Annotated in this window: 17 protein-coding genes; 13 read left to right on the top strand and 4 right to left on the bottom strand. The window is 45.9% G+C overall.

Annotated elements, in window-relative coordinates:
• The first annotated feature begins 526 nt into the window (after positions 1-526).
• From ABEW73_RS05755 to ABEW73_RS05765, 3 genes are all read left to right on the top strand, one after another.
• Positions 527-691: a hypothetical protein gene (locus tag ABEW73_RS05755; protein ID WP_430162361.1), complete on the top strand. Its 165-nt coding sequence runs from the start codon at positions 527-529 to the stop codon at positions 689-691.
• 119 nt (positions 692-810) lie between these two features.
• Positions 811-1,035: a hypothetical protein gene (locus ABEW73_RS05760; protein WP_430162363.1), complete on the top strand. Its 225-nt coding sequence runs from the start codon at positions 811-813 to the stop codon at positions 1,033-1,035.
• A gap of 385 nt (positions 1,036-1,420) precedes the next feature.
• A complete protein-coding gene (locus ABEW73_RS05765) occupies positions 1,421-1,876 on the top strand; it encodes a hypothetical protein (RefSeq protein ID WP_430162365.1) in 456 nt (151 codons plus the stop codon).
• A gap of 265 nt (positions 1,877-2,141) precedes the next feature.
• On the opposite strand, the gene ABEW73_RS05770 is transcribed toward ABEW73_RS05765, so the two are convergent.
• A complete protein-coding gene (locus ABEW73_RS05770; RefSeq protein WP_430162367.1) occupies positions 2,142-3,077 on the bottom strand; it encodes an NAD(P)/FAD-dependent oxidoreductase in 936 nt (311 codons plus the stop codon).
• A gap of 588 nt (positions 3,078-3,665) precedes the next feature.
• On the opposite strand from ABEW73_RS05770, the gene ABEW73_RS05775 reads away from it, so the two are divergent.
• Positions 3,666-4,460 (top strand): sensor domain-containing protein, encoded by a 795-nt coding sequence (locus ABEW73_RS05775; RefSeq protein WP_430162369.1) that lies wholly within the window; start codon positions 3,666-3,668, stop codon positions 4,458-4,460.
• A 464-nt stretch (positions 4,461-4,924) separates the two neighbouring features.
• Positions 4,925-5,992 carry an AI-2E family transporter gene (locus tag ABEW73_RS05780; RefSeq protein WP_430162371.1) on the top strand — a complete coding sequence of 356 codons (1,068 nt, stop codon included), beginning with the start codon at positions 4,925-4,927 and terminating at the stop codon, positions 5,990-5,992.
• Between the two features lie 81 nt (positions 5,993-6,073).
• Here the strand turns inward: ABEW73_RS05780 and ABEW73_RS05785 are convergent, their stop codons facing one another.
• The gene (locus tag ABEW73_RS05785) at positions 6,074-7,414 is read right to left on the bottom strand and encodes a lytic polysaccharide monooxygenase (protein WP_430162373.1); all 1,341 of its coding nucleotides are present in this window, start codon (positions 7,412-7,414) and stop codon (positions 6,074-6,076) included.
• A gap of 640 nt (positions 7,415-8,054) precedes the next feature.
• Here ABEW73_RS05785 and ABEW73_RS05790 point away from each other — a divergent pair.
• The 7 genes from ABEW73_RS05790 (at position 8,055) to ABEW73_RS05820 (ending at position 15,503) form a co-directional block, all read left to right on the top strand.
• The gene (locus ABEW73_RS05790) at positions 8,055-9,311 is read left to right on the top strand and encodes a DUF438 domain-containing protein (RefSeq protein ID WP_430162375.1); all 1,257 of its coding nucleotides are present in this window, start codon (positions 8,055-8,057) and stop codon (positions 9,309-9,311) included.
• A gap of 403 nt (positions 9,312-9,714) precedes the next feature.
• Entirely contained in the window at positions 9,715-10,746 is a 1,032-nt protein-coding gene (locus ABEW73_RS05795) for a WXG100 family type VII secretion target (RefSeq protein WP_430162377.1), read from the top strand.
• 20 nt (positions 10,747-10,766) lie between these two features.
• Positions 10,767-11,240 carry a DUF5381 family protein gene (locus ABEW73_RS05800; protein WP_430162379.1) on the top strand — a complete coding sequence of 158 codons (474 nt, stop codon included), beginning with the start codon at positions 10,767-10,769 and terminating at the stop codon, positions 11,238-11,240.
• A 24-nt stretch (positions 11,241-11,264) separates the two neighbouring features.
• The gene (locus ABEW73_RS05805) at positions 11,265-12,074 is read left to right on the top strand and encodes a hypothetical protein (RefSeq protein WP_430162381.1); all 810 of its coding nucleotides are present in this window, start codon (positions 11,265-11,267) and stop codon (positions 12,072-12,074) included.
• Positions 12,075-12,327: 253 nt separating this feature from the next.
• Complete coding sequence (locus tag ABEW73_RS05810) at positions 12,328-13,581, top strand: mechanosensitive ion channel family protein (RefSeq protein WP_430162383.1); 1,254 nt, start codon at positions 12,328-12,330, stop codon at positions 13,579-13,581.
• 176 nt (positions 13,582-13,757) lie between these two features.
• The gene (locus tag ABEW73_RS05815) at positions 13,758-14,642 is read left to right on the top strand and encodes a glycoside hydrolase family 43 protein (RefSeq protein WP_430162385.1); all 885 of its coding nucleotides are present in this window, start codon (positions 13,758-13,760) and stop codon (positions 14,640-14,642) included.
• A gap of 186 nt (positions 14,643-14,828) precedes the next feature.
• A complete protein-coding gene (locus tag ABEW73_RS05820) occupies positions 14,829-15,503 on the top strand; it encodes a uracil-DNA glycosylase (protein ID WP_430162387.1) in 675 nt (224 codons plus the stop codon).
• Between the two features lie 150 nt (positions 15,504-15,653).
• Here ABEW73_RS05820 and ABEW73_RS05825 read toward each other — a convergent pair whose 3' ends face one another.
• Together ABEW73_RS05825 and ABEW73_RS05830 are read right to left on the bottom strand one after the other, a co-directional pair.
• Positions 15,654-16,424: a response regulator gene (locus ABEW73_RS05825; RefSeq protein WP_430162389.1), complete on the bottom strand. Its 771-nt coding sequence runs from the start codon at positions 16,422-16,424 to the stop codon at positions 15,654-15,656.
• Positions 16,396-19,362 (bottom strand): histidine kinase, encoded by a 2,967-nt coding sequence (locus tag ABEW73_RS05830; protein ID WP_430162391.1) that lies wholly within the window; start codon positions 19,360-19,362, stop codon positions 16,396-16,398. Before ABEW73_RS05830 ends, ABEW73_RS05825 begins: the two co-directional genes overlap by 29 nt.
• Before the next feature lie 231 nt (positions 19,363-19,593).
• Here ABEW73_RS05830 and ABEW73_RS05835 point away from each other — a divergent pair, with 231 nt between their 5' ends.
• A complete protein-coding gene (locus ABEW73_RS05835; protein WP_430162393.1) occupies positions 19,594-23,247 on the top strand; it encodes an S-layer homology domain-containing protein in 3,654 nt (1,217 codons plus the stop codon).
• Positions 23,248-23,453: the final 206 nt, after the last annotated feature.

Raw genomic sequence — 23,453 nt, forward strand, 5'->3', positions numbered from 1 at the left:
TAATGCAATTGCTCGCGCAGTATCCAGTTTCCGCTGATATTTGTGAGGATTATAAAGGTCTTCAAAAAATTTGGAATGGAATGGTTCCGTACAAACGAGAGCGGGGAAGAACAGAGGATTAGGGAGCTGTTAATCCACCATGTAAAGTTATAGCATGATTCGCGATTTCGAGCTCGCTCGCACTTAAAAAGCGTTTGACTGGCGGGAGTTTAAGGTAGACCTACACAGTTTTGGTTTTATATATAATTTATCAATAAGAGGGAAACATAAATTTGTTCAGGAATTTAAATCGGAGGGAAATATTTTTGAGAAAGTTGTTAATTCCTAACACGGACAATCTAAGACCAAAACAACCTAAAAAATGTGAGCAGTGTATATGGGGATTTGGGATGGATATAAACAGTTTTGTCCGAAAGTCGTTGCGTAAAAATAATTATGCACGAGAAAATTAGGGGCATTAGTTCAATAACAAGTTGCTAAACTAACCATTAAAACATGTAAGTCTTAAAAGGAGAGTAGAATGCGTATGAGTGAAAACCAACAATCAGAATACAGCCAACCTCAGGACTCTGAAATCGGGGAGCAAACCAATTCGGAACTTGAACAACCAACGACTCATCCCGGCAGAAACAGTACCCGCGTAAAGTCGGAAGAGATTCGCTATCCCAATGCAGATCAATTGTATAAATAGAATAAAAGGTTTCGGAAAGATACGTTAGATATATATTTAAACCTAATAATCGGCGGCCAGCATGTATTCATGAATATTGAATTTAATTCAATTCGAATACGAAGGAGTTGAAGTAAAGTATGATCCATCCCAAAGACGACTACGAGGTATTAGGTAATAAAATGGAAGTTGATTCAGATGTGAACGAGGATCGTAATCGAGAGGAGCAGTTGGATGACTCCTTTGAGGCCTGGTATGGGAATATCAATGAACAAGTGAAGCTAAAGCTAGATCTCACGAAAGTTCCGCAGGATAGTGTATTTGATTCAGCCGTCGGCATGGATGAGGATTTATCCCAGGATTAAGAGCTCAACAACCATAAACAAGCGGCTATCAGAGAATGAAGTTGTTCCCGTCAAGTAGACATCTAAAAAAATCCTTTAAGCCACAGCCTACGTTCGGTATTCTACTGGGCTGAGGTGAAAAAGGGCAGGGTTTCTCAACAATATGAAGCCCTTGCAATTTGCAAGGGCTTGTTCGTTTTAACTTTGGGATGGTTGATGGAAATCGCACCAGTCCCGCGGGTCCTCTATGGCTTCGTAAGGGCACTATTCTCGATAAACTGTTATAGAATGGTTGGATAACTCACGGACCCTGTATTCTGTATTTTTCCTAAATTGCAATGGTCAAGTATCATGTTTTATTAGTTCTGAATAAGCTACAATCATAGATCAGATTGGAGGCTTATTAATGATAATTAACCCCTATTTATGCTCATATTGTCGATCCCCTCAACCAGCTTATTATCCATATCCTGAACCATATTATGGCGTTTATCCTTCTAATGGCAATTATTCCGGACATGGCATTGGTGTTCATGCTGGTGGACAGCTTGGGGGTGATTATGGAGCAGGTATGTTTGTCGGTGGTCATCTCGGGGGTGGCCATGGAATAGGAGCTCATGTTGGCAGCCATCTCGGCGGTGACTATGGAGTAGGAGTTCATGCTGGCGGCCAACTCGGTGGTGGTCATGGGATGGGAGTTCATGCAGGTGGATATCTTGGTGGAAAATATGGTGTCGGTGGTTATACCGGTGCACATCTTGGTGGGGGACATGGTTTTGGCTTCGATGCCGGTGGCCATTTAGGCGGTTATAGTGGTCAACTCGGTTTCCAATTTGGCGGACACAAGGATGAGTTCCGGTAATAGAAAACGGTTTTAAAAAGGAAAAATCGGAAATAGATTTGATTTCACAATACCCTAATATAGAAAAGCATCGTTTAAGCTTTTACAGAGGCTTAAGCGATGCTTTTATCTTTTTATTTGTTTGTGTCGCAGCGCCGTATTCACATAGTTAGAGACTCGATTCATTTCACCATTGATGCTGGTCCATGTCTCCAAAATACGCAGCCGACAGCCGATTCACCGTCAGCGCCTGGGCGCGCGAAAAAGAAATTTCGGTCATCCGTGCCTATTCTTTCTTCTTCGGATTCAGGGATGTTTCAAGCAAATAGTCAACGACCCAAGGTCCAATATTCGCACCGGAGGCGGCTGAATGAACGAGATGGGCAAGGTGATCCGTAGCATTCCCGATCGCCCATACTCCTGGTCGGCTCGTTCTTCCGTACGTATCGGTAACTGCGAAACCGGCTTCGTCTACTTCACAGAGAGAGGCAGCCAGTTCAGACGCAGCTTTGAAAGGGGCCGCCACAAAAACTGCTTCACATGGCACTTCCGTGCCGCTCGCTGTGGCGATGGAGACGAGTTGGTCCCCTTCCGTTACCAGACCGGTCACCTCGTCTTGAACGGTTTTAACCCCGAATCCATCAAGCCTTGTCAGCGTTTCGGAGTCGAACTCTTGTGGGCTTACGACCGTTACGTCTGAAGACCATGCGGTCAGGAACTTTCCAAGCTGGGCAAGGCGCTCCGGTAGTCCAAAGGCTACGAAAGGTTTGTCCCGAACTTCATATCCGCTGAAGCATGGGCACAGATGAACGTACTTGCCCAACCCCTCTTTTAAGCCAGGTACCATGGGGAGCACATCGACTAGCCCTGTGGCCAGCACTACGGCCCGAGCCGTGATCTTCATTTTGCTGCCCCAGACATCAAAGAGCCCATCGGGCCTTCCTTCGATCTTCAATACGGTCTCACTGCGAATTTCTCCGCCGTAGCTTACCACCTCGGAACGCCCACGTTCCAGGAATTCTGCCGGTGTACTTCCTTCATGCCCAAGGTATTCATGAATCTTAGAAATCATTGAATTACGAACGGGTCCTCCGTCATAAATGACCGTTCGGCGACGGGCTCGAGTGAGAAACAGTGCTGCACTTAGCCCTGCAGCTCCTGCCCCTACCACCGCCACATCGAAGATATCACCATGGTCTTCTGAGGTATTGCGATTCATCATGTTCTTTCCTCCTTATAACGATCTCTTAGTGAAATGAGTACGCTTATATAATGGATATTATAGGTCTATAATAACTGTGAAAAATGAAAGCTGTCAAGAATGTTTTTCTTTAAGGGGTAGCGTCAGGCAAACGACGGAAAACTTTAGAGTGTATGGGAGCCGAGCTAACATCGTTCATGAAAATAACCCTTACCTGAAGCACGACACCTGAAAAAAATTGTCACATGGAAGGTTCGTGTGAAGGCGGAGATTCAACCGAGAATATAATTTGATCAGAGAGAGCAGGCTTAATTATACTCGGATAAAAATCGCTACCATGCCCTATGGAAAAGAAGAAACCTATACTCTGAAATATGCCTATAAGAAAGACGTTACCGATTTTTCACTATAGTTTATATTGTGTTTAAATGTCGTTCGGCGACTTTAACATCGTGTCTTTGCTTCAATAAGTTCATGTGACTTGGACTAGTCCTAGTCTAAAGTCTAGGTTCAGATACCCCCTAAGACGGTTATGTTAGCCAGATAAGGCGGATATAATGGATTTATAACTCGGAGCGTGACTTATGAAGCTATAAGGGGTGTTTGAATATGAAGGCAACAGAAGCGACTGCAACGGCGCGGGCAGGCAAGGTGAATTGGGTGCTTTTTAATCCAAAAACCTATGCAACAATCCTCTATTTCTTGCTATCTCTCCCGTTAGGGATTATTTATTTTACAGTAGCGATAACGGGAATTGTACTCTCCATCGGTTTGACTCCAATATTTATCGGAATACCGCTGTTTTTTGGAGTAGCCAAGCTGTTGAATGGGATTGTGAATTTTGAACAAAGCATGATTAGACAAATTTTAGGCTTACCTAATCCTTCTGAATCGTATACCTACAATCAACAACCTGAAGCTGGGGAGAATTGGTTGAAGCGAATGGTGAGAGGTTTTGACGGTGGGTTATTTATTCGAAATTTGCTGCTCGTATTACTAAGATTTGTAACTGGCATAGTGTTCTTTGTTATTATGGTAACGGTGATTTCGCTAGGACTCGGATTGATTGCTCTTCCAGTCGTCCATATCATTTTGATGAATGAAATGCAGCTTGATATTTTAGAGAATAGCGTTTTTAGTTATTTTCATATAGATTGGACTTATAATCAGCAATATCTGTTGTACGTAGGCGTTGGCCTTATCCTTTTCTGGGTCGCGCTGCGCGTCGTGAATGGGCTCATGCAAATTCTGCGTAGAATCATGTATGTGGATGAGCCATATCAGCAGCCGTCAGTGCCGCCAATGGAAGCACAAATGCATGCGCCCGTTCAGTCGCAATATTACGAGTATCCAGAGGATCACCCCACTCAAGGGATGATGCAGCCAGCCCAAAGAGAGCTTTAGAAGCTCTCTTTTTTTAACTCCACTACTTGAAGCGTGATTTATTTGGACAACTGAAGAGCTTAACGAAATTCGTCTGACAGGTTTATAAGATACCATGAAAAGCCCGACCGTGTGAGGCCGGGTTTTTGTCTATGCGATTGTATAACGATCCGTGTGAAATAATTGAATTTGATGCGTAGCAAAGGCACGGGCTACTAGAGCCACATTCTTTTTAATCGACGAATACACAGATGTAGTGCCATCTGTTTGGAGCGTTAGAAATGGCGTGTGTTTTATTTATTCATTATGGAGCTGTTGATGAGATTTTCGAATGTAACAATTTCATATATAATTGAACTGTCTAAGTTGAACTGAAGTAATGTCATGCTGTCAACAGCGGTCGGAAGTCAAGTCTTTCGTATTGACTCTCCAGGTTCTTCCGTAAATCTTTAGATCACTAAAATATAATTAAATGAGGGAAGCGAATGAATTTTTTGCGGGAGTTTTTTGCTAACAATATAGTAAGAAGAATTCTGTTCCTCTTACTTGTTGTTTTATTGCTGTATAGCTTAAGAGGCATGCTCAATTTGCTGTTATTGCTGTTTCTTGTTACCTTCGTCATGGGACGCCTAGAGCACTTTATTACGAAAAAAATATCTAAGCTGTTTCCTATTTCGCCTATTGTCGTTAATACGATATTGTATGCGGCTTTAATATTTGGGCTTGTATACGGAATTGTCAATTATGTTCCGAAGCTCATTAGTCAAATTTCCGATTTATATTTTTCCATTGTCAAATTCGTGAATACACCTCAGTCGGATGAAATTGCTGAGCTTGTCTCCTCCGCGCTTGGTAAGCTGGAAATAGAGCAATACGGAAGCCAGGCATTAAATTATATTCTGAAGCTAGGCAAATGGGCCGAGGTTATCATTTTTGTTATTGTATTGAGCTATTTCTACTTAATCCAGAAGAAAACAGTCAATGACTTTACAGATAAGTTGAGCAAAAGCAAAATAAGCTGGGCTTACAATGAGTTTAAATATTTCGGCAAAAAATTCACCTCTTCCTTCGGTAAAGTGATCGAGGTTCAACTGATGATCGCCTTGTTCAACACGATTCTAACGACGATCGGTTTGTGGATTTTGGGCTACCCTTATTTGTTCGCTCTAACGATTATGGTATTTTTACTAAGCCTTGTGCCGGTAGTCGGTGTTGTTATTTCCCTCATTCCAATCAGTATTATCGGTTACCAGATTGGCGGTATCTCATCCGTCATTTGGGCGATTGTCATGATTTTGCTCATCCATGCAGTTGAGACATACTTCTTAAATCCGAAGCTGTATGCTCACAAAACGAAGCTGCCGATGTTCTACACCTTTATTGTTCTTATTTTCTCCCAGCACTACATGGGGATCTGGGGGCTTATTATCGGGATTCCGATCTTTATGTTCCTGCTCGATATTTTTGAAGTCGATCAAAGTAACGGGGGATCATCAAAAAAAGAAGCTGCACAGCTTTCAGGAGAAAACGCAAGTCCTAGGAGTAATCATTGAACCATCAATAAAGCATAAATATAAGATAAGAAAAATGACTACAGAAAAATTCTGTAGTCATTTTTTATAGAAGTCAGAATATTAAGGAATGACTTTCCACACGTCTGCACTTCCTGGAGTTTCACCTAACGTCCACCATTTCGCTTCATAGTTCACACCGTTATGGGTTACTTTGCTGCCACCAACATAAACCGTGGATGCATCCCAGGCTGGGTATGTGACAGGTGCGTTAGGTGTCGTTACATTGACCATATTGCTAGCAGCGGATACATTACCGGCGGCATCAACTGCCTTAACCGTAAAGGAGTAAGCCGTATTTGGCGACAGACCCGTAACCTTGTATTCAAGCGTTGAACCCGAAACCGTAGCGACTAATGTCGAGCCTTGGAACACTTGATAGCCTGTTACACCCACATTGTCCGTTGAAGCATTCCACATTAAAGGAACTGAAGTAGATGTAGTTGTACCCATGACATGCAAGCTTGTAGGAGCTGAAGGAGCCTCCGTATCAGGACCTACTACAGCTAGTGTGGTGAAGGATGCAGGATTGCTGGCCGGTGATACGTTCCCAGCAGCATCTACGGCTTTAACGGTAATGTTATAGGTTGTATTTGGTGTTAGGCCTGTTAGATTGTAATTCAATGCACTTGTGGAACCGATTTGGGTTGAACCGTTAAAAATACGATAATTCGTCACGCCAACATTATCTGTAGCAGCATTCCAGGAAATTGTTGCACTAGTGGTTGCGACATTGGAAGCTGTTACTCCTGTAGGAGCAGTTGGCGCTGTTGTATCTGGATTTCCACCACCGGTGAAGTTCACATCGATAACGTTATAGAATGCATTTCCTGTGTCCGCAATTTCCCAGACAGCGAGGATGACTTGATATCCCGTTCTGCTCGGTACGTTACAAGTGTCGGAATAAGTATTGGACGGCATGCCTTTATACGGTACATTACAGAAAGGAGTTAAGTCGAAGGATGCACGAGTTAATGGTGCATTCGGGTCCCAATCCTGCTTGGTAATGTAGTATTTCCAGCTAGCTGTTGCATGAGGTACTTTTAACTTCCAGTCAAAAGTCGTTTGTCCAGGTGAAATGTTTACTTTTGTCCAACGCGTTGCGGATTGCTGATCAAGTGGAGCGAACAAGCCGTTAGCACTTGCGATTTTACCATCGGCTGGACCTGCTGCCGGGAATCCTTTGGCTGCTTCCAAGCTATACGGTTCATAAATAATAAGTCCACAATTCGTATTGATTCCTCTTGCACATAAATCCGCACGGCTGGAAGGATTACTTACATACCCGTGAGCGGATGCTTTGGACTCGAATAAGAATAGAGCCATAACAGCGAGCATCATCAATAGACCGCCGGCCAAAACCTTCTTAATGAGTCCAGAATTAGGCAAACTTAGGGTTAGCATCAAAAAAACTCCTCCTCTTTTCGATAAACTATGCACGAAGAACCAAGCGATCATTCGCGCCTTGATTGCATAACGACGTGCTTCCTCACCTCCTTCCAGGTCAATATGTATGTTCAATAAGAGAACATAAATAACTAATGTTTTGTGTAATACATGATGGTATTGGTGATTAAGAGGGGATTGCTGACGTAGGTGGTAAAATAAGCGGTGATGTTGGATAATGTGGTATTTCGAATGGATCTACACTAAGATGCGAAGTGAGAAAATATTCGATTAATTAAAAACGCTTTTATCTAGAGTGAATCACATTTTAGATCAATTATGGAATTAAAAGGAATTTAATGCCATTTTAAATTAGACTCCTTCATACTGCAATAGTTATTGAGAACTATTAAGAGCGTGAACTGTTGGATACCCTTTGAGAAAGCGAGCTCGTATTGCCTGTACCATTTGAACTCGATTTATTACATGATCTACTGGTATTTTTCGAAGGAGAAAGATCACCTTTTTTTTGTTCAATGAATTTTCATTGTTTTTGTGCTTTTAATCACAAGCCATGGGGCATGAGGATGCTAATTTAGAGAAGTAAACAGAATAGAATTTAATCTCTATATATTGAAACAAAACAGAGGTGATGAACATGAGTGAATTAATTAATAACCGTGAGGAAGGAATTTCTGCTCATCGAACCGCCCGTATACATTTGCTCAAGGATATCATTAAAGAGCTGCACCATGGAAAAAGCGTGGAGGAAGTAAAGTCAAAATTCAACCAAGCCGTAGGCGAAATATCGGTTGATGAAATTTCGGAGCTGGAGCAAGTGCTGATGCAGGAGGAAGGAATACCGGTAACCGAAGTACAGCGACTGTGCAGCGTGCATGCTGCTGTATTCAAAGGTTCCATCCAAGACATTCATAGAGATCATAAACCTGAAGAGCAGCCTGGACATCCTGTGTTTACCTTTAAGATGGAGAACCAGGAAATCGATCGACTGGCAAATTTCAAAATCGCGCTGCATCTGGATCAATTTCTGAAGGATCAGGGGGAGGCAAATCGACTCAAATTGCTGGAGGATTTCAGTCTCCTCTATGATGTAGATAAACACTACAGCCGCAAAGAAAATTTACTGTTTCCTTTTCTCGAGAAATACGGAATCTTTGGACCGACCAAGGTGATGTGGGCAGTAGATGACGGTATCCGACTTGGCATCAAAGAAGTGAAATCCAAACTCACTCATTTTGATGGCAATGCCGAAATCGTAGTGGATCTGGCAAAACGTGTCCTAAACGAAGTAACAGAAATGATCTATAAAGAGGAACATATTTTATTACCCATGGCTCTGGAAAAGTTGACGGAAGATGAATGGCTTCAAATTGCTGCCCAAAGCGAAGAAGTCGGTTATTGCTTGATTGCGCCGGATCAACAATGGATGCCTGAAAGAGCAGCTGAACCTGGCTCCGATAAGGGATTGGAGTCTTCTCCGCTGCAAGAGGGGTATATCCGAATGAGTACAGGCATTTTATCGGTCAGACAGATGGAATCCATTTTAAATCATTTACCGGTCGACCTAACCTTTATAGATGAAAATGATATCGTACGATATTTTTCACAGGGAAAAGAAAGAATCTTCGTTCGTACCAAAGCGGTTATCGGCCGAAGTGTTCAGAACTGCCATCCTCCGCAAAGCGTTCATGTCGTCAATCAGCTGCTTGCTGATTTCAAAGCAGGGGTCAAAGATGCAGAAGATTTCTGGATCCCGGTTAAAGATAAATTTGTCTACATTCGCTATTTTGCCGTAAGGGATGAAGAAGGAACCTATTTAGGTACGCTTGAATTCACTCAAAACATTAAGCCGATTCAGGAGCTCACAGGTCAAAAACGGATACTCTCTCCGTAAAGTCGACAACGGGCGTTATGACAAAACAACGGATACGTAGACATGCGCTGCCGGGAGAAATACTCTTTTTCAAAATACGTCCTTTCCATAAAAGAGGGCTGTCCTTCAAGTAGAATATCTACTTGAAGGACAGCCTTTGTTGTCCATGCGAGACAGATTTCCTGCTAATGATGAACGGTACGGTTAGTCATGATTTAGTCCATTTGGCACAAGGCACTTTACTTTTGACTGAAGGATATGGGTTTGAATTCGTAATCGGCTCTGTCCTCCGACTATGGGGAAAAGGGAAATGGTTCCAAGGACCTAACGATTTTTTACTATTCTGCTACTTGTTCCTTTTGTGAAGATGGATGACCTTTACTACAATAATTACATTAATCTGTATATTGTTGAGGTGAGTGCCATGGGTAAAATATTAGTTCCTCCGGAAAGACTTATGGAGATATCCCAACAATTTGCACAGGCCAGGGAGATTGGGGTGCAAATTTGCAGCCACCTTACCCAGCAGATTCAAATCCTTGAAAGTGGATGGGAAGGTACGACAAGGCAACAATTCTATCAAAATTTCCAGCTGGCCCGTCAGCAAATGGATAATTTCACCACAGCGGTGGGTTCAGTCAGCACGGAATTACATACGATTGTCAACCGTTTTAAAGAGGCCGATTCCACTCAAGTTTCTTTACAGGAAAGGACGGCCGCCGATCCGATTGATCAAACCCAGAACGTGTTAGACAGCTCGCTTGAAGCAAGAGATAATCTGGAAAAGTGGGGAACTCTCCTTTACAGCTCTGTGGGCGCTTCCTTGGTCTTAACGAAGACGGTACAATTCAGAGTAGATCCCAGAAATCCGTCCCGAGCCAAAATTCATAATGCGCCATGGGTTAAAGGCAAAGGTAACAATACGTTCTTGAAGAACCTGGCAAGAGGCATAAATCGCCAGATTGTGAACCCAGGCTTCATGATGAAAGGAATCAAAGGCTTTGATAGAGTGGCAAGCAAATTCGGTCTCAATTTTGGGTTAGGCTTTAGTCAAGCTAAGAATTTTCCTCAATGGACTAGACAGGTCATAGCCGGTGTAGAAAAAGGTAGATATGGGATGGCTACCAAGAAAATCCCAGGTATGATCGCCAAAAAGATATTCCCGATTAACGCAACCTTTAATGTGATTGGTGAGGCGTCCGGCCTTGTCAGTAAGTATCGTGAAGGCAAGCTTAACGGGGAAGAGGTAGCTGTAGCCGCATCGAACGTTGTTGTAAAAACAGCCGCGACCTATGGCGGGGCTGTAGCAGGCGGAGCCGTCGGTGCGATGATTGGCGGTCCGGTTGGTGCGGCCATCGGTTCCTATGTAGGCGGTACGGTTGGAGCCTTTGTCGGTGATGGCGCAGCTAAAGTGGCCGAAAAAGGAGTTCGCTGGATTAGCGGACTGTTCAAATAATTTCAGGAAGGCGCTAAATCATGAACGCAATATCATATCGGAAATCCGTGGCATGGGGCAAATCACTTGGCAGTTTACTGTTTGTGCTGGCCTGCCTGTTTCTGCTGTACGCGGCTTTTTTTATGGATACTTCCTTTATTCGCAAGTTTTTTTGTATCACATCAGCCATAATAGGGATTCCGTTTTTTGGAGGATATTTGGTTGTCAGCTTGCCAAAGGCGCTGAAATCAGACACGCGGCTGCTCACCTACGATCAAAATTCCATTTCGGATGGTACGCGGACCGTAGCCTGGGTGGAGATTACAAGCATCAGCTACAGCGGCCCTTCCATTCGGAAGTGGCTGCTTCCGAAATTTCCTGTGCTGATTTTTCATTTGAAAAATAGAGAGACCTGGACCGTGAATACGTATTATTTGTTGACCGATACCGAAATTCAGTCTGTCATGAAGCGCCTGCGGGGGCTGATCAGCCGTAACGGAAAGGAATCGAAATAGATTTGTATTGGAGGATTTGCTTACATGAGCGAGCATACCTATATATTTTCATTAGAAGAGCTGGGTTACGCCTTGGCCGTTCATCAAGGGGAGGAAATGGCTGCAGGACTTATGAAGGCATACTATGGAGACCTGTCTGAAGACAGATGGGAGCTTTTGTTTCAGGCAGCTACACATAGCTTGATGTCCAAAGGTTTTATAGAATCGATTGATGAAGAGAACGGAGAGGTTCGTTTTCCTTCCGAAATTACGCACATGATTCAGCATTTGCTGCACAGCAATTATATGCTGAGAGGCATCACGGATCGGAATTCTAACAAAGTACTGACGATACACGAGCTGCAGCAGCGGTATTTGTATCACTTGTCTGACAATCATACGCTTCATTTTCTATCCTGGACAGAGCCGGCGGATTGGGAAGAGGAGCTTGTACGTTTCTATGGAGTGAAGCCTTCGAAAGCTGAAGGGACGACTTTATCCGAATCCAAGGTTGTGATCACTGAAGAATTGTGGAACCGGCTGACATCTGGTGAATCCCCTGCCTCCCGTCTTTATGATGAGCTTTCATCAGAACAGCAGCAGCTGATTGCAACATGGCAGCAGGATTTTCAAACCAATGCCCGTACCATGGACAATCTAAGCACGATAAGAATTGGCAGCGGAAATCAGACGGCAATCGAGGATATTTTATTTGTGCTTCCTGCTAATGAAGGGGTCTGGATTGTACGTAATCAGGAAGCGGACAGAAATGAGGAACCACAGATTTGCATTGAGCTGCAATCCTTCTCTGCATGCAGAAAGACGCTCGGCTCTTTTGCTGCAACTTTGGCTTAGGTCAAACGGTAAGTTTAGTACTGCTCATCTTGAAAGGTCTTCTATGCGAATCAATAATCTTAGAATCCTTCGGACATATCAAATCAGGCTAAAAGAGCACCGATTCCGGTGCTCTTTTTTTGTTTTTCAAACAGACAGTCTTACACCAAGCATCTCCCAAATCAACCCAGCGATGTCTTATCTTGAACTTTGCGTAGTACTAGAATCTCCTCTATAATAATAGGCTAATCTTAAACTGCGTCAGGAGGAAACAATGGACTTTATTAAAAATCAACTAGACGGATATGGCATGAGCGAACAAACCATTGGATATCTCTCGAATATGATCATGGTCGTTTTTATCGCAGTGGTCTCCATACTGGCCAATTTTATTACCAAAAAAATCGTGCTGAAGACGATTATTCATATCGTCAACAACAATCGTTACAAGTGGGACAAAATCATCGTGGAGAAAAAAGTGTTCCACAAGCTGTCGCATCTCGTGCCGGCAATCATTATTTATTTTTCGGCATCCATCTTTCCGGCGTACCAGATTCTGATTGAAAAAGCGGCAATGACGTACATGATTGTTGTCACCATCACGGTGTTGAATGCGCTGCTTAATGCTTTTGATGACATTTATCGATCATTTGAGGTTTCCAAGATCAGACCGATTAAGGGATACATTCAGGTGGTGAAGATCGTTCTCTTCATCATCGGCGGCATTGTGATGATCTCGAACCTCATCGGTCAGAATCCTTTGATCATTCTCAGTGGGCTCGGTGCCTTATCGGCCGTGCTGATGTTGGTGTTCAAGGACTCCATACTGGGTCTGGTGGCAGGCGTTCAATTATCATCGAATGATATGGTGCGCGTCGGCGACTGGATTGAGATGCCTAAATACGATGCGAACGGCGACGTGATTGACATTACGCTAAACACGGTCAAGGTGATGAATTTCGATAAAACGATCACGATGATTCCGAGCTACGCCCTCATCTCGGATTCGTTCAAGAATTGGAGAGGCATGCAAGTATCCGGCGGCCGAAGGATTAAGCGAAGCTTCTATGTCGATACGAGCAGCATCTGCTTTTGCACCAAGGAAATGATTGAGGAATTTCAGAAGATTCACTATCTTACCGATTATGTCACGACCCGAATTCATGAAATTAACGCATACAACATCGAGCACCAGATCAATATGGAAAGCAACGTGAACGGTAGACAGCTTACGAATGTGGGCATATTCAGGGAATACATCCATCGGTATCTGCAGAATCATCCGAAAATCCATAAGGATATGACGCTGATTGTCAGACAGTTAGCGCCAGGAGATAACGGACTGCCGTTGGAAATCTACGCTTTCAGTAATGATACCGCCTGGGGAGTGTATGAATCGATTCAAGCGGATATCTTTGATCATATCTTTGCCGTTGCGCCGACGTTTGGGCTGCGTGCCTTCCAAAATCCAACCGGCCATGATATCGTTCATCTCAAAGAAAGCCCGGAATATTCGCGAGGATATTGAGATCGGATCGGAGGTCAGTTGAACGAGTTACAAGGATTTCACGCGGGAGGAGAATGGCTATCAGGTGTAGAAGCAATGGTAGAACGAGGCTTTTTTTCAATCGAGCGCCATTAGTCGGCGGGCGATACCATAATGCTCAAACTCGACATGCCCAGCACAGGAGAGGAGTGTCTACCTTGAACATCAACAATCCGATCATACCCGGCTGGTATGCAGATCCCGAAGCCAGAACGTATGAGGGGAAGCACTGGATTTATGCGACGCGGTCCATCACGGAATATACGATGCAGATGAATCTGGACGCATTCAGTTCCGACGATCTGATCCATTGGGAGAAACACGAAGGCATTATCGAAATGGCGGATTTTCCATGGATATGGAGGGCGGTTTGGGCACCGACCCATATCGAGCACCAAGGGAAATATTATCTCATGTTTGCATCGAACGATATCCAATCGAACGAGGAAACCGGCGGCTTGGAAATCGCCGTTGCGGACCGTCCGGAAGGGCCGTACAGAGGCTACTTAGGGAAGCCGCTCGTGGATAAGTTCATTCATCAGGCACAGCCGATCGATGCGCATCTATTCAAGGACGCAGACGGAACGATCTATCTGTATTATGGCGGATGGGGGCACTGCAACGTTGCACGGATGAACGAAGAGATGACGGGATTCGTTCCATTGGCAGACGACGGCAATGAAATTTTCCGTTCCATTACGCCAGAGGGATATGTGGAGGGTCCTTGCATGATTAAGAAGGACGGACTTTATTATCTGATGTGGTCCATGGGGGGATGGACGAATGGAACCTACCGCGTAGCCTATGGCGTAAGCGACAGCCCGCTCGGTCCATTCAAGAATGAAGGCACGATTCTGGAGCGACAGGAGCCGATTGCTGAAGGACCCGGCCACCATGGCTACTTGCATTTGCAGGAGAGAGATGAATGGCTTATCGTATACCACCGCCGAATCATTGGAGACACCGAGCCGGGCCATCGCCAGCTATGCATGGATCGGATGCGGATCGGCAACGGCAAGATTGAGCCGGTCATCATGACTTAACAAAGGGAATCAATCAACATCAGTGGCTGAAGGTGGATCTGCTGAGCTATGATTCGCCTCCATATAAGCGACCCGTAATCGGTCGCTTTTTTTGCGTGTTCGTAAGGGTTAGGAAAATACCAGAAAGGAACCGTATGATATAATCTAGTTATATCTTTTGACCATGGCAGGAGGAAAGAACCCGAAATGGCGATATTGAAGAATGACTGGGCGACATATTTAGAGCAGGAATTTACGAAGCCATACTACTTACAGCTGCGGGAATTTCTCATTGAGGAATATCGGACGAAGACCATTTTTCCCGATAAATACGATATTTTTAATGCGCTGCACTATACGTCGCTGGCCGACACCAAAGTGGTCATATTGGGCCAGGATCCTTATCATGGACCGGGACAGGCCCACGGCTTAAGCTTCTCTGTCAAAGAGGGCGTCAGCACGCCTCCTTCCTTACAAAACATGTACAAGGAGCTTCAGGATGATCTGGGCTGCTTCATTCCCAATAACGGTCATCTGCTTACATGGGCGCAGCAAGGGGTACTGCTTCTAAATACGGTGCTCACCGTGAGGGCGCATGAAGCAAATTCTCATAAAAACAGAGGATGGGAAAACTTTACGGATAAAGTCATTGAGACGATCAATCGGAAAGATGAGCCTGTCGTGTTCCTGTTATGGGGAAGCCACGCCCAGAAGAAGGCCGAGCTGATTACGAATCGGCAGCATAAACTGATTCGTTCGCCGCATCCGAGTCCGTTGTCTGCGCATCGAGGTTTTTTTGGTAGCAAGCCGTTTTCTCGCGCTAACGAATTTCTACGCAATATGGGGCTTCAAGAAATCGATTGGCAAATTCCTAACTTGTAAGCGGAAGGAGAGTGGCCATAGCGAAACCTCTTCATCCCGCAAGCGATTGTATCTGGACAATGAAAAACCACATCCGCACGAGGATGTGGTTTTTGCTTACCATCAGGATGGACATTTGCGTTTTTACGGCTCGATCAGATAGCAAGGTGCTTAACGGCTCGATTCGCTAGCATAGGCCCACAGATATCCTTTCGATTCCAACAGAAGGGCATCCGGTCTTTCTTTTGGTTTCATCACGATGCTGCTGTTCGCATTCATGATATAACCTTCATTTATTCGTTCGATGACGATGGGAATATCGAGTTCCATAAACAGCTGACGCATCCGATAAATCGTATTATACAGATTAGAAAGGGCTCGTTTTTCCTCCACGTTCGTCCAGAGATCATCGATGATTCTCCACTTCGGGCACAATTTATTCTCATGCAGCAGCAAATAATAAAACAGCTCCTCCGTGATGCGGGTAGGCCATTTTACAAGCTGCTCGCTTTTCATAACGGATGCTTCTCCATATAACTGGACATCGAGCTCTTTCTTATGTGCCAGCTTTGGTCTCTGGCCGTAATATTTCTGAAGGCGTTCATCCAGCTGCTTCACCATCTTCATGGTCATCGGTTTCAACAGATAATCCAGGGCTTGCACGCGAAAGGCTTGCACGGCATATTGCTGGTGAGCGGTCGTGAAGATCACTGGCACGTCGATCCCGTTCTCCACCAAGTTCTGAGCCAGCTGAAGTCCCGTCATTCTCGGCATTTCAATGTCGAGCACAAGCGCATCCAGTTCCAGCTTCGGTATTTCCTGCAGCGCATCGAATGGCGATTCGTAGCAGCCTACAACTTGAAACGGGCCATACGTTTCAAGCATTCGGGCATGCAGGCCCAGAATCGGTTTCTCATCCTCCACGATGATGATTTTCCACATCACCTTGTTCCTCCTTCACGGGAATCGTTATTTGAATGGTTGTTCCATTGCCTGGCGACGAATGAATATCCAGGCTTCCTTGGGTGAGATCATGCACGCGCCGACGTACATTCGTGAATCCGATCCCGGCATTGGCGGCCGTTCCTCCCATTAACTGAGCGCACTGCGTGGCTGACATGCCTACACCGTCATCATCGACGCGTATGTTCAGGAAGGAGCCGTGCAAGGAAATAGTGACCTGAACATGTCCGGGGCCTTCCTTGTTGAATAGGCCGTGGCGAATCGCATTCTCGACTAAAGGCTGCAGGAGCAGGCTGGGAATGAGAACATGCTCCGGGGCAATGGACGGATCGATGTCATAAGCGAAGGTTAACCGTTCGCCAAATCTAGCTTTTTCCACCTCGACATAGGCCACGATAATTTCCAGCTCCTTCTGCAGGGTAGAGAATTGTCCATCCCGGCTCGTCTCAAATATATAACGCAGGAAAGAACTAAGCATCGTTAGAAGATAAGCTGCACGCTCTCCGTCCGTATAGCAGAAGGCAATGATGTTGCTCAGCGCGTTGTATAGAAAGTGCGGTTTGATTTGGGTCTGCAGAAATGCCATTTCGTACTCAATCGCCTTCAGCATCGATTGCTTCGTTTGTTCCGCGGCATTCAAGCGGGCCATCAAGGTCTCTTTGGAAAAGGGCTTCAGCAAATAATCATTAGCGCCGGCTGCAAAAATCATTTCAATATGTCTGGGATATTCGGAGGAAATCATCATCAAGATCGGCAGGTCCATTAAGGATGCCTGCGTACGGATTTGCCGAAGCAATTCCAGACTATCCATGTCGCCTGGAATGATGTCATCCGTGATCATCATCGCGATTTCCGGATGATTCCTGTAATAGTCAAGCGCTTCTTGAGCCGTATAAGCGATTCGTACCTTGTAGGCGTCCCCCAGCATATCCCTCATGACTTCCGCATGCATTGCATCATCATCGACAATCAAGAGCGTTCCCAGATCCCGATCTTCTGCGTGTGCCGCAGATTCCAAGTTGTATTCATATTCGGCTGCGGTAACCGGCTCTTTAAATTCGCTGAAAGCCAGGGTGACCGTAAAGCGAATACCACCTTTCATCCGTTCATATGCGATGCCCCCGTTCATCTGTTGGATGAGTTCCTCCGTCATCATGAGCCCCGAGGAATGCGGGCGGTCCCGATTCACTTTCGTTGATTCGCCGGTTGACGTCACTATAAGCAGGATATCCGTGCCCACCTGTACAGCTTCAATGGTCAGCCGATCTTCTGCGTTGTCATGAGAGATCTCGGTCATGATCCGGATGAATACCTGCGTCAAGCGCTGCTCATCGGCCCATACGTAAAGCTGCTTCGGAATCTGTTCGTTGATTGCGATCTTCTTCTTCGTAAAGGTAAACTGCATCAGCTGAATGACATGAAGCATGACCATCCGAACATTGGTGGACTTGAGCTGGATTGCGTAATCATCGAATCGAATGCGGGTAAAATCGTGCAGATCCCTCAATAAATACACCATGTTCCCCATCAGTTGTTCCGCCAAGTACAATTGCTCGCCTTGCTTTTCGCGATTGGGCTCCCGGGTGATGGACCCCAATAGATGAACGGCATCATGCAGAGGCCTCTGCATGTCCTGCGTCGTGACTTTCAAGAAGGCATCCTTCGCATCGTTAGCCTTCTGCAGCCTGGTGTTCAATTGCTCCGACTCCTCGGCCCGGTTCATTAGGCGTATGCCGAGAAAAACATTCATTGACATGACAAACCCGACCAGTCCGATACGGTTCATATAATTGCGCCCGGTGAAGAATAAGCTGTCCGAAGAAGCGCTTATAGCGAATACGGCTAGAAATAGAAGCATCGACATGAGAATGACGGCTTCATTTTTACGTATATTGATGCGCTTTTTAAGCGTCAGATAGAAGATGCGAATAATAATGCCCAGGATTAATCCATCGTTGTAGTAGAAGAGCGGATACTGCGTAACCGATATGGTTCTGGCCGGGAGAACCGCATTCAAGAAAGCATAAGCCAGGATTGGTAGAAATAGCAGATACATCGTCTTTCGGCTCATGATGGAAGGGATCATTTTTACGATAAAGACAATCAGTAAGATGGAGGCCAAGAAGGTAAAGGTGTCCTGCAGGCGAAAATAGAGCTCAAAGGGAAATGACGGAAATTCCCGAATGAATAGCCGTTCTCCTCGCAGCACAATGACCATTGCCAATAGTAGAAAGTGCAGACCGCTGTACAAGAAGGCTTCGTCCTTCGTTCGCAGCAAGTAAATCGTCATATGGAACATGCTGAACAACAGCAAACATAAGGTAGCCGTCCATTCCAGGGAAAGATCCCGCTGCACGTCTTCCTTCATCTGCTCGGCGTCGCCGAAATCGATCGGCAGGACGATACCGCCTCTCGTGTTGTAGAAGTTGGAGGCATGAACGGTAATCAGGAGCTGCCGGCTCCCCGGTTTAAAATACGCTTCATAGGCAGGATTGTCCGGGGATGTCGCTTGTTTGGTTGCTGCCACGCTTCCTATTTTCGATAGGGGTACGCCATCAATATAGATGGTATGGGCAGACCAGATATTTCGTACACGGAGGCCGATCTCATCGGACCAGTAGTCGGGCAGGTATACGATTAACTGATAGGATCCCCATTCGACATCCGATGCCCAGGGACCGGGTACAGGCAGATGATCGGCTTCGCTTGAAAAGTCGGCCGGGTCGACAAAATCTTCGGCGGTGAATTTCCAATCGCCGGCTAGCGATACAAACGGTGAATCCTTGAGCTCTCGCAGGTCAAGCACGCCGTTTACGGCTTTGATGTTGACGGCACTTGTGTCCTGGTCGCTAAAAATCATATAGAGAATGGCGATTAAGGCGCATATAGCGCCCAGATAACCAACCCATTTCTTCATGTATAGTCACACCCCTATGGACTCTATCATATGGCAAGGATCTCTCAAAAATCTACCTGTCGACAGAAGTCGAATTTGAGAGATTTTTGAGAGATGCTTTTGATATGTTGAAAATAACAATTTTTACAATCTGATTCGTTGGAGGGTGTTATCCGCACAAATTATTTATGAATGGGACAAGGGGTCAAGGGTCGTTGTTGGACGTCACACGGTTACTAACTTACAGGATGGGTGAAAAAGTTGAAGAAAAAAATAATTTCAATGATCGTGGCAACGCTGTTAATTGTTACGAATATGCCGATGGCATATGCGCTCGCGCCGGTAGCAGAGGTTTACTATAATGCCGGAACGAGCATCTATGATTCCAGTGATTTTGAGAGTCAGTTGAATGATGCGATTAAGGCCAAGCTGATGGCGGAAGGCGTAAATCCCAAATATGTGTCGATCATGGACGCGAGTGCAGACCGGGCAACGGTAACGGATACGACTTATGTGCATGAGGGTTATGATAGCTGGTATATAGATCCTTATGGTTTTGGTGCCACGCCCCCGGCGGTTGAAACCGCCGATTATAATCATGTTCAGATTACCAACGGCGGCAGCACGTTAACCTTCTATGGTTATACCTCGCCTGCTTATAAGGATTTCATGCTGACGCAGGGAAGCCCTTCGGGCAAAAAGATCATCACCTTCGACATGGATGAATCCAAAGTGGATTACCACAGCATGGAAGGCGGCGGTTTTCTATTTAATACCCAGATCGACAGCAGCGGGAAATTAAGCGGTTATACGATTTTATATGTTCAAGGCGCTGTCAAAGTATATAAAATCAATGGGGTGGACGCCACCGCGCTACACAATGAGACGGGAAGTGCTTTGAGTTCCATGTCAGGCGTTACCTCAATCGGAAGTTTTCCGAAAGGGGCATCCACTCACCACAGCATTAAAATCGTCGTAACGGATACGACGCTGAGCATGTGGGATAATGGCGACCAAATCATTCGGAATTTAGCCCTCCCGGACGTTTACGGAAATGAATTTGGTCCGATCGTTAGCCATATAGGCCATGGCTGCGAGATCATCTCGATTTTTGCATTCGATAATATGAAGTTGTATTCAACTTCGAGCAAGACATTGGATGTAGCCGTGGATAATATCCTTTGGGGGACGTCGCCGCTGCGCTATGTCGTGAACATTAATGATGATCCTCGCGGAGATTTAGACGGGGGATCGAATCAATCCAATCTGACGGACTCATTCAATAACAGCGGCGCGCAATATGTCGGCGTAACCAGCGCCACCTATGAGGATATCGACCAAACGTTTATCGACGGTATTTCAAAGGGAGGACTGCATGTCCATTCCGATAAAACCAGCGCCGATATCATTCAAGAAATTGCCGATCGAATTGCGGACCAACTCATTTCGGATTATAAAGCTGCAATTCTAGCCATTGAAACGGCAGAGAATCAGACCGATATCCGGTATCATTCCGGTGATACGAAAAACTCGGTAAAAAACAATATTACGCTGCAACAAGACGATGGCGTAACCACTGTCTGGTCCTCCGACCAGCCGTCGGTCATTGCCCCCGACGGAACCGTGACGAGACCGGTTATCGCCCAATCGGGAACTTACGTGACCTTGACGGCAACTATCACCAAAGACGGGCTGACAAGCGAGAAGACGTTTACCGTCTATGTTCTTGCCGCAGATCCGGCTCCTTTAAGCACGTTGACCGCTGTTGCCGGCAATGAGCAAGCGACATTGGAATTCCCGGCTCTCACAGGGGCAACGAGCATCGTGGTGGAACAGTCTGCCGACGGGACCAACTTTACGCCGGTAAGTCCATTGGAGACGCTGGATGCTGCTTCAACAAGCGCAACCGTAACCGGATTAACGAACGGGGAAACCTACTATTTCCGATTGAACGTCGAATCCGGACTATATGACGGGGTATCCAACGTAGTCCAAGCTTCGCCTTCGAAATCGTTAACCACGTTGTCGGCTGTTGCAGGCAATGGGCAAGTGACATTGAATTTCCCTGTTCTAACAGGGGCAACGAGCATTGTTGTTGAACAATCTTCCGATGGAACCACCTTTACGCCGGTTAGCCCATTGGAGACGCTGGATGCTGCCTCAACAAGTGCAACCGTAACCGGATTAACGAACGGCGAAACCTATCATTTCCGGTTGAACGTCAAATCGGGTCAGTATGCAGGCTTGTCCAATGTGGTTCAGGTCTCGCCTTCGGAACCGATCACCACGTTGTCAGCTGTTCCAGGGATAGGACGAGTAACATTGAATTTCCCTGCATTAACGGGGGCATCGAACATCACGGTTGAAAAATCCACGGATGGCACTATCTTCACACCAGTTAGCCCATTGGAGGCGCTGGAAGCCGGCTCAACGAGTGCAACCGTAGCCGGTTTATCGAGCCGTGAAACCTACTATTTCCGACTAAACGTCGAATCGGGTCCATTTGCAGGCTTGTCCAATGTGGTTAGTGTCAAGCCCATTGTACCTGCGGTACCGGCAGAAAATCCACCTGCAGGGAATACGAACGTTGTACAACAACCTGCACCTATTATGAAAACGGACGTCGTTGTTTCCGACCAAGCCAACGGGGGGAAAGTCGTTCAGGACAAAATTACGAAGCTCGTCGGCGACAACTTGAAAGTTACAGGGAAAATAAAATCGGCAACCGGGCAAGAACTGAATCTGCCGAATATCGTAATGAACCAAGACGGCAGCTTTACGCTTCCGAAAGTTGCGCCTGGCGAATATACGTTGTCACTGAACGTGATCGCGCCTAACGGGGACAAGCTGGCTGGTCCTGCCGGCAAGCTAAGCGTCGATAGCAAAGGAAATGCCAAGTTATCGGTTGATTTGGTCGATCCATACGGTACGATCCTCGATAAGGTGACAGGCCAGCCTGTTGCAGGCGTGAATATGCAATTGTATTGGGCGGACACGGAACTGAATCGTTCCAAAGGCAGAGTTCCGGGTAAGCTTGTCAATTTGCCTGAGCTTCCGGATTTCTCACCGAACAAAAACCACAACCCGCAGATTAGCTCAGACAGCGGCCAATACGGCTGGATGGTTTATGCGGATGGCGATTACTACTTCTTGGGCGAGAAGAATGGATACGTTGTTTTTGACAGCCGTACCGATAAGCGTGAAGAGCGCTTCGGGATTGACAGCTACATTAAGGACGGCGTCATCCATGTCGGTGACACGATCGTGAAATTCAGCTTCTCCCAGGAGCCGAAAGTGAAGGCCGCAGGGGATCATCGGGCATACATGGTCGGATATCCCGACGGAACGTTCCAAGCAGATCGTGGAATTGTCCGCTCGGAAATGGCTGCGATCCTGTCCCGCTTGTATACATCCGCAGCCAACTCGAAGAAAGTATCGTATTCGGATGTGGGTGCGAAACATTGGGCAACGAACGCGATTACGACCGCAACCAACAATAAATGGATGGTCGGATTCGGCGACAATACGTTCAAACCGAAGAAACAGATTACGCGAGCGGAATTCGCACAGATACTCATGAATTTGCATAAATGGGACGCCGCCCAGGAGAGCACATACACGGACGTAGCTGGACACTGGGCTGAAAAAGCCATCGCAACAGCCCAAGAGCAAGGTCTGCTGTTCGATTTCACGGAGGAGACGTTCCATCCGAATCAACCGATTACGAGATTAGAGGTTGTCCGCATCCTTAACCAACTGCTGGATCGTAAACCTTGGGAAATCAAGGTTGAGCCGAAGTGGAGCGATGTTCCGGAAAACCACGACTATTATTCAGACATTATGGAAGCTTCGATTCCGCATGCATTCGAGCAGCTCGAGACCGGAATTGAAGATTGGAAGGAATAGGGGGGGCAGCGAAATGTGGCTTTAAGTAGTCACGGTTCGCCTCCTCGCATACTCAGAAGACCACCTTTTTAAGGTGGTCTTTTTCCACTGGAATGTCTGCTTGTGATAGGCTCGGGATGCTACATTCGCTAGTTTATTCGTATAATTTCGTATAAATGAGTTGATGGTCCAATACTATTTTCTCCTTCGATCATAAGATACATAGA

It is taken from the genome of Paenibacillus lautus (assembly GCF_050482385.1).
In the GTDB taxonomy this organism is placed as follows: Bacteria; Bacillota; Bacilli; order Paenibacillales; family Paenibacillaceae; genus Paenibacillus_AQ; species Paenibacillus_AQ lautus_B.

Coding starts and splice junctions, on each gene's coding strand:
- ABEW73_RS05755 (WP_430162361.1), top strand. CDS start 527: ATGAGTGAAAACCAACAATCAGAATACAGCCAACCTCAGGACTCTGAA.
- ABEW73_RS05760 (WP_430162363.1), top strand. CDS start 811: ATGATCCATCCCAAAGACGACTACGAGGTATTAGGTAATAAAATGGAA.
- ABEW73_RS05765 (WP_430162365.1), top strand. CDS start 1,421: ATGATAATTAACCCCTATTTATGCTCATATTGTCGATCCCCTCAACCA.
- ABEW73_RS05770 (WP_430162367.1), bottom strand. CDS start 3,077: ATGATGAATCGCAATACCTCAGAAGACCATGGTGATATCTTCGATGTG.
- ABEW73_RS05775 (WP_430162369.1), top strand. CDS start 3,666: ATGAAGGCAACAGAAGCGACTGCAACGGCGCGGGCAGGCAAGGTGAAT.
- ABEW73_RS05780 (WP_430162371.1), top strand. CDS start 4,925: ATGAATTTTTTGCGGGAGTTTTTTGCTAACAATATAGTAAGAAGAATT.
- ABEW73_RS05785 (WP_430162373.1), bottom strand. CDS start 7,414: ATGCTAACCCTAAGTTTGCCTAATTCTGGACTCATTAAGAAGGTTTTG.
- ABEW73_RS05790 (WP_430162375.1), top strand. CDS start 8,055: ATGAGTGAATTAATTAATAACCGTGAGGAAGGAATTTCTGCTCATCGA.
- ABEW73_RS05795 (WP_430162377.1), top strand. CDS start 9,715: ATGGGTAAAATATTAGTTCCTCCGGAAAGACTTATGGAGATATCCCAA.
- ABEW73_RS05800 (WP_430162379.1), top strand. CDS start 10,767: ATGAACGCAATATCATATCGGAAATCCGTGGCATGGGGCAAATCACTT.
- ABEW73_RS05805 (WP_430162381.1), top strand. CDS start 11,265: ATGAGCGAGCATACCTATATATTTTCATTAGAAGAGCTGGGTTACGCC.
- ABEW73_RS05810 (WP_430162383.1), top strand. CDS start 12,328: ATGGACTTTATTAAAAATCAACTAGACGGATATGGCATGAGCGAACAA.
- ABEW73_RS05820 (WP_430162387.1), top strand. CDS start 14,829: ATGGCGATATTGAAGAATGACTGGGCGACATATTTAGAGCAGGAATTT.
- ABEW73_RS05825 (WP_430162389.1), bottom strand. CDS start 16,424: ATGTGGAAAATCATCATCGTGGAGGATGAGAAACCGATTCTGGGCCTG.
- ABEW73_RS05830 (WP_430162391.1), bottom strand. CDS start 19,362: ATGAAGAAATGGGTTGGTTATCTGGGCGCTATATGCGCCTTAATCGCC.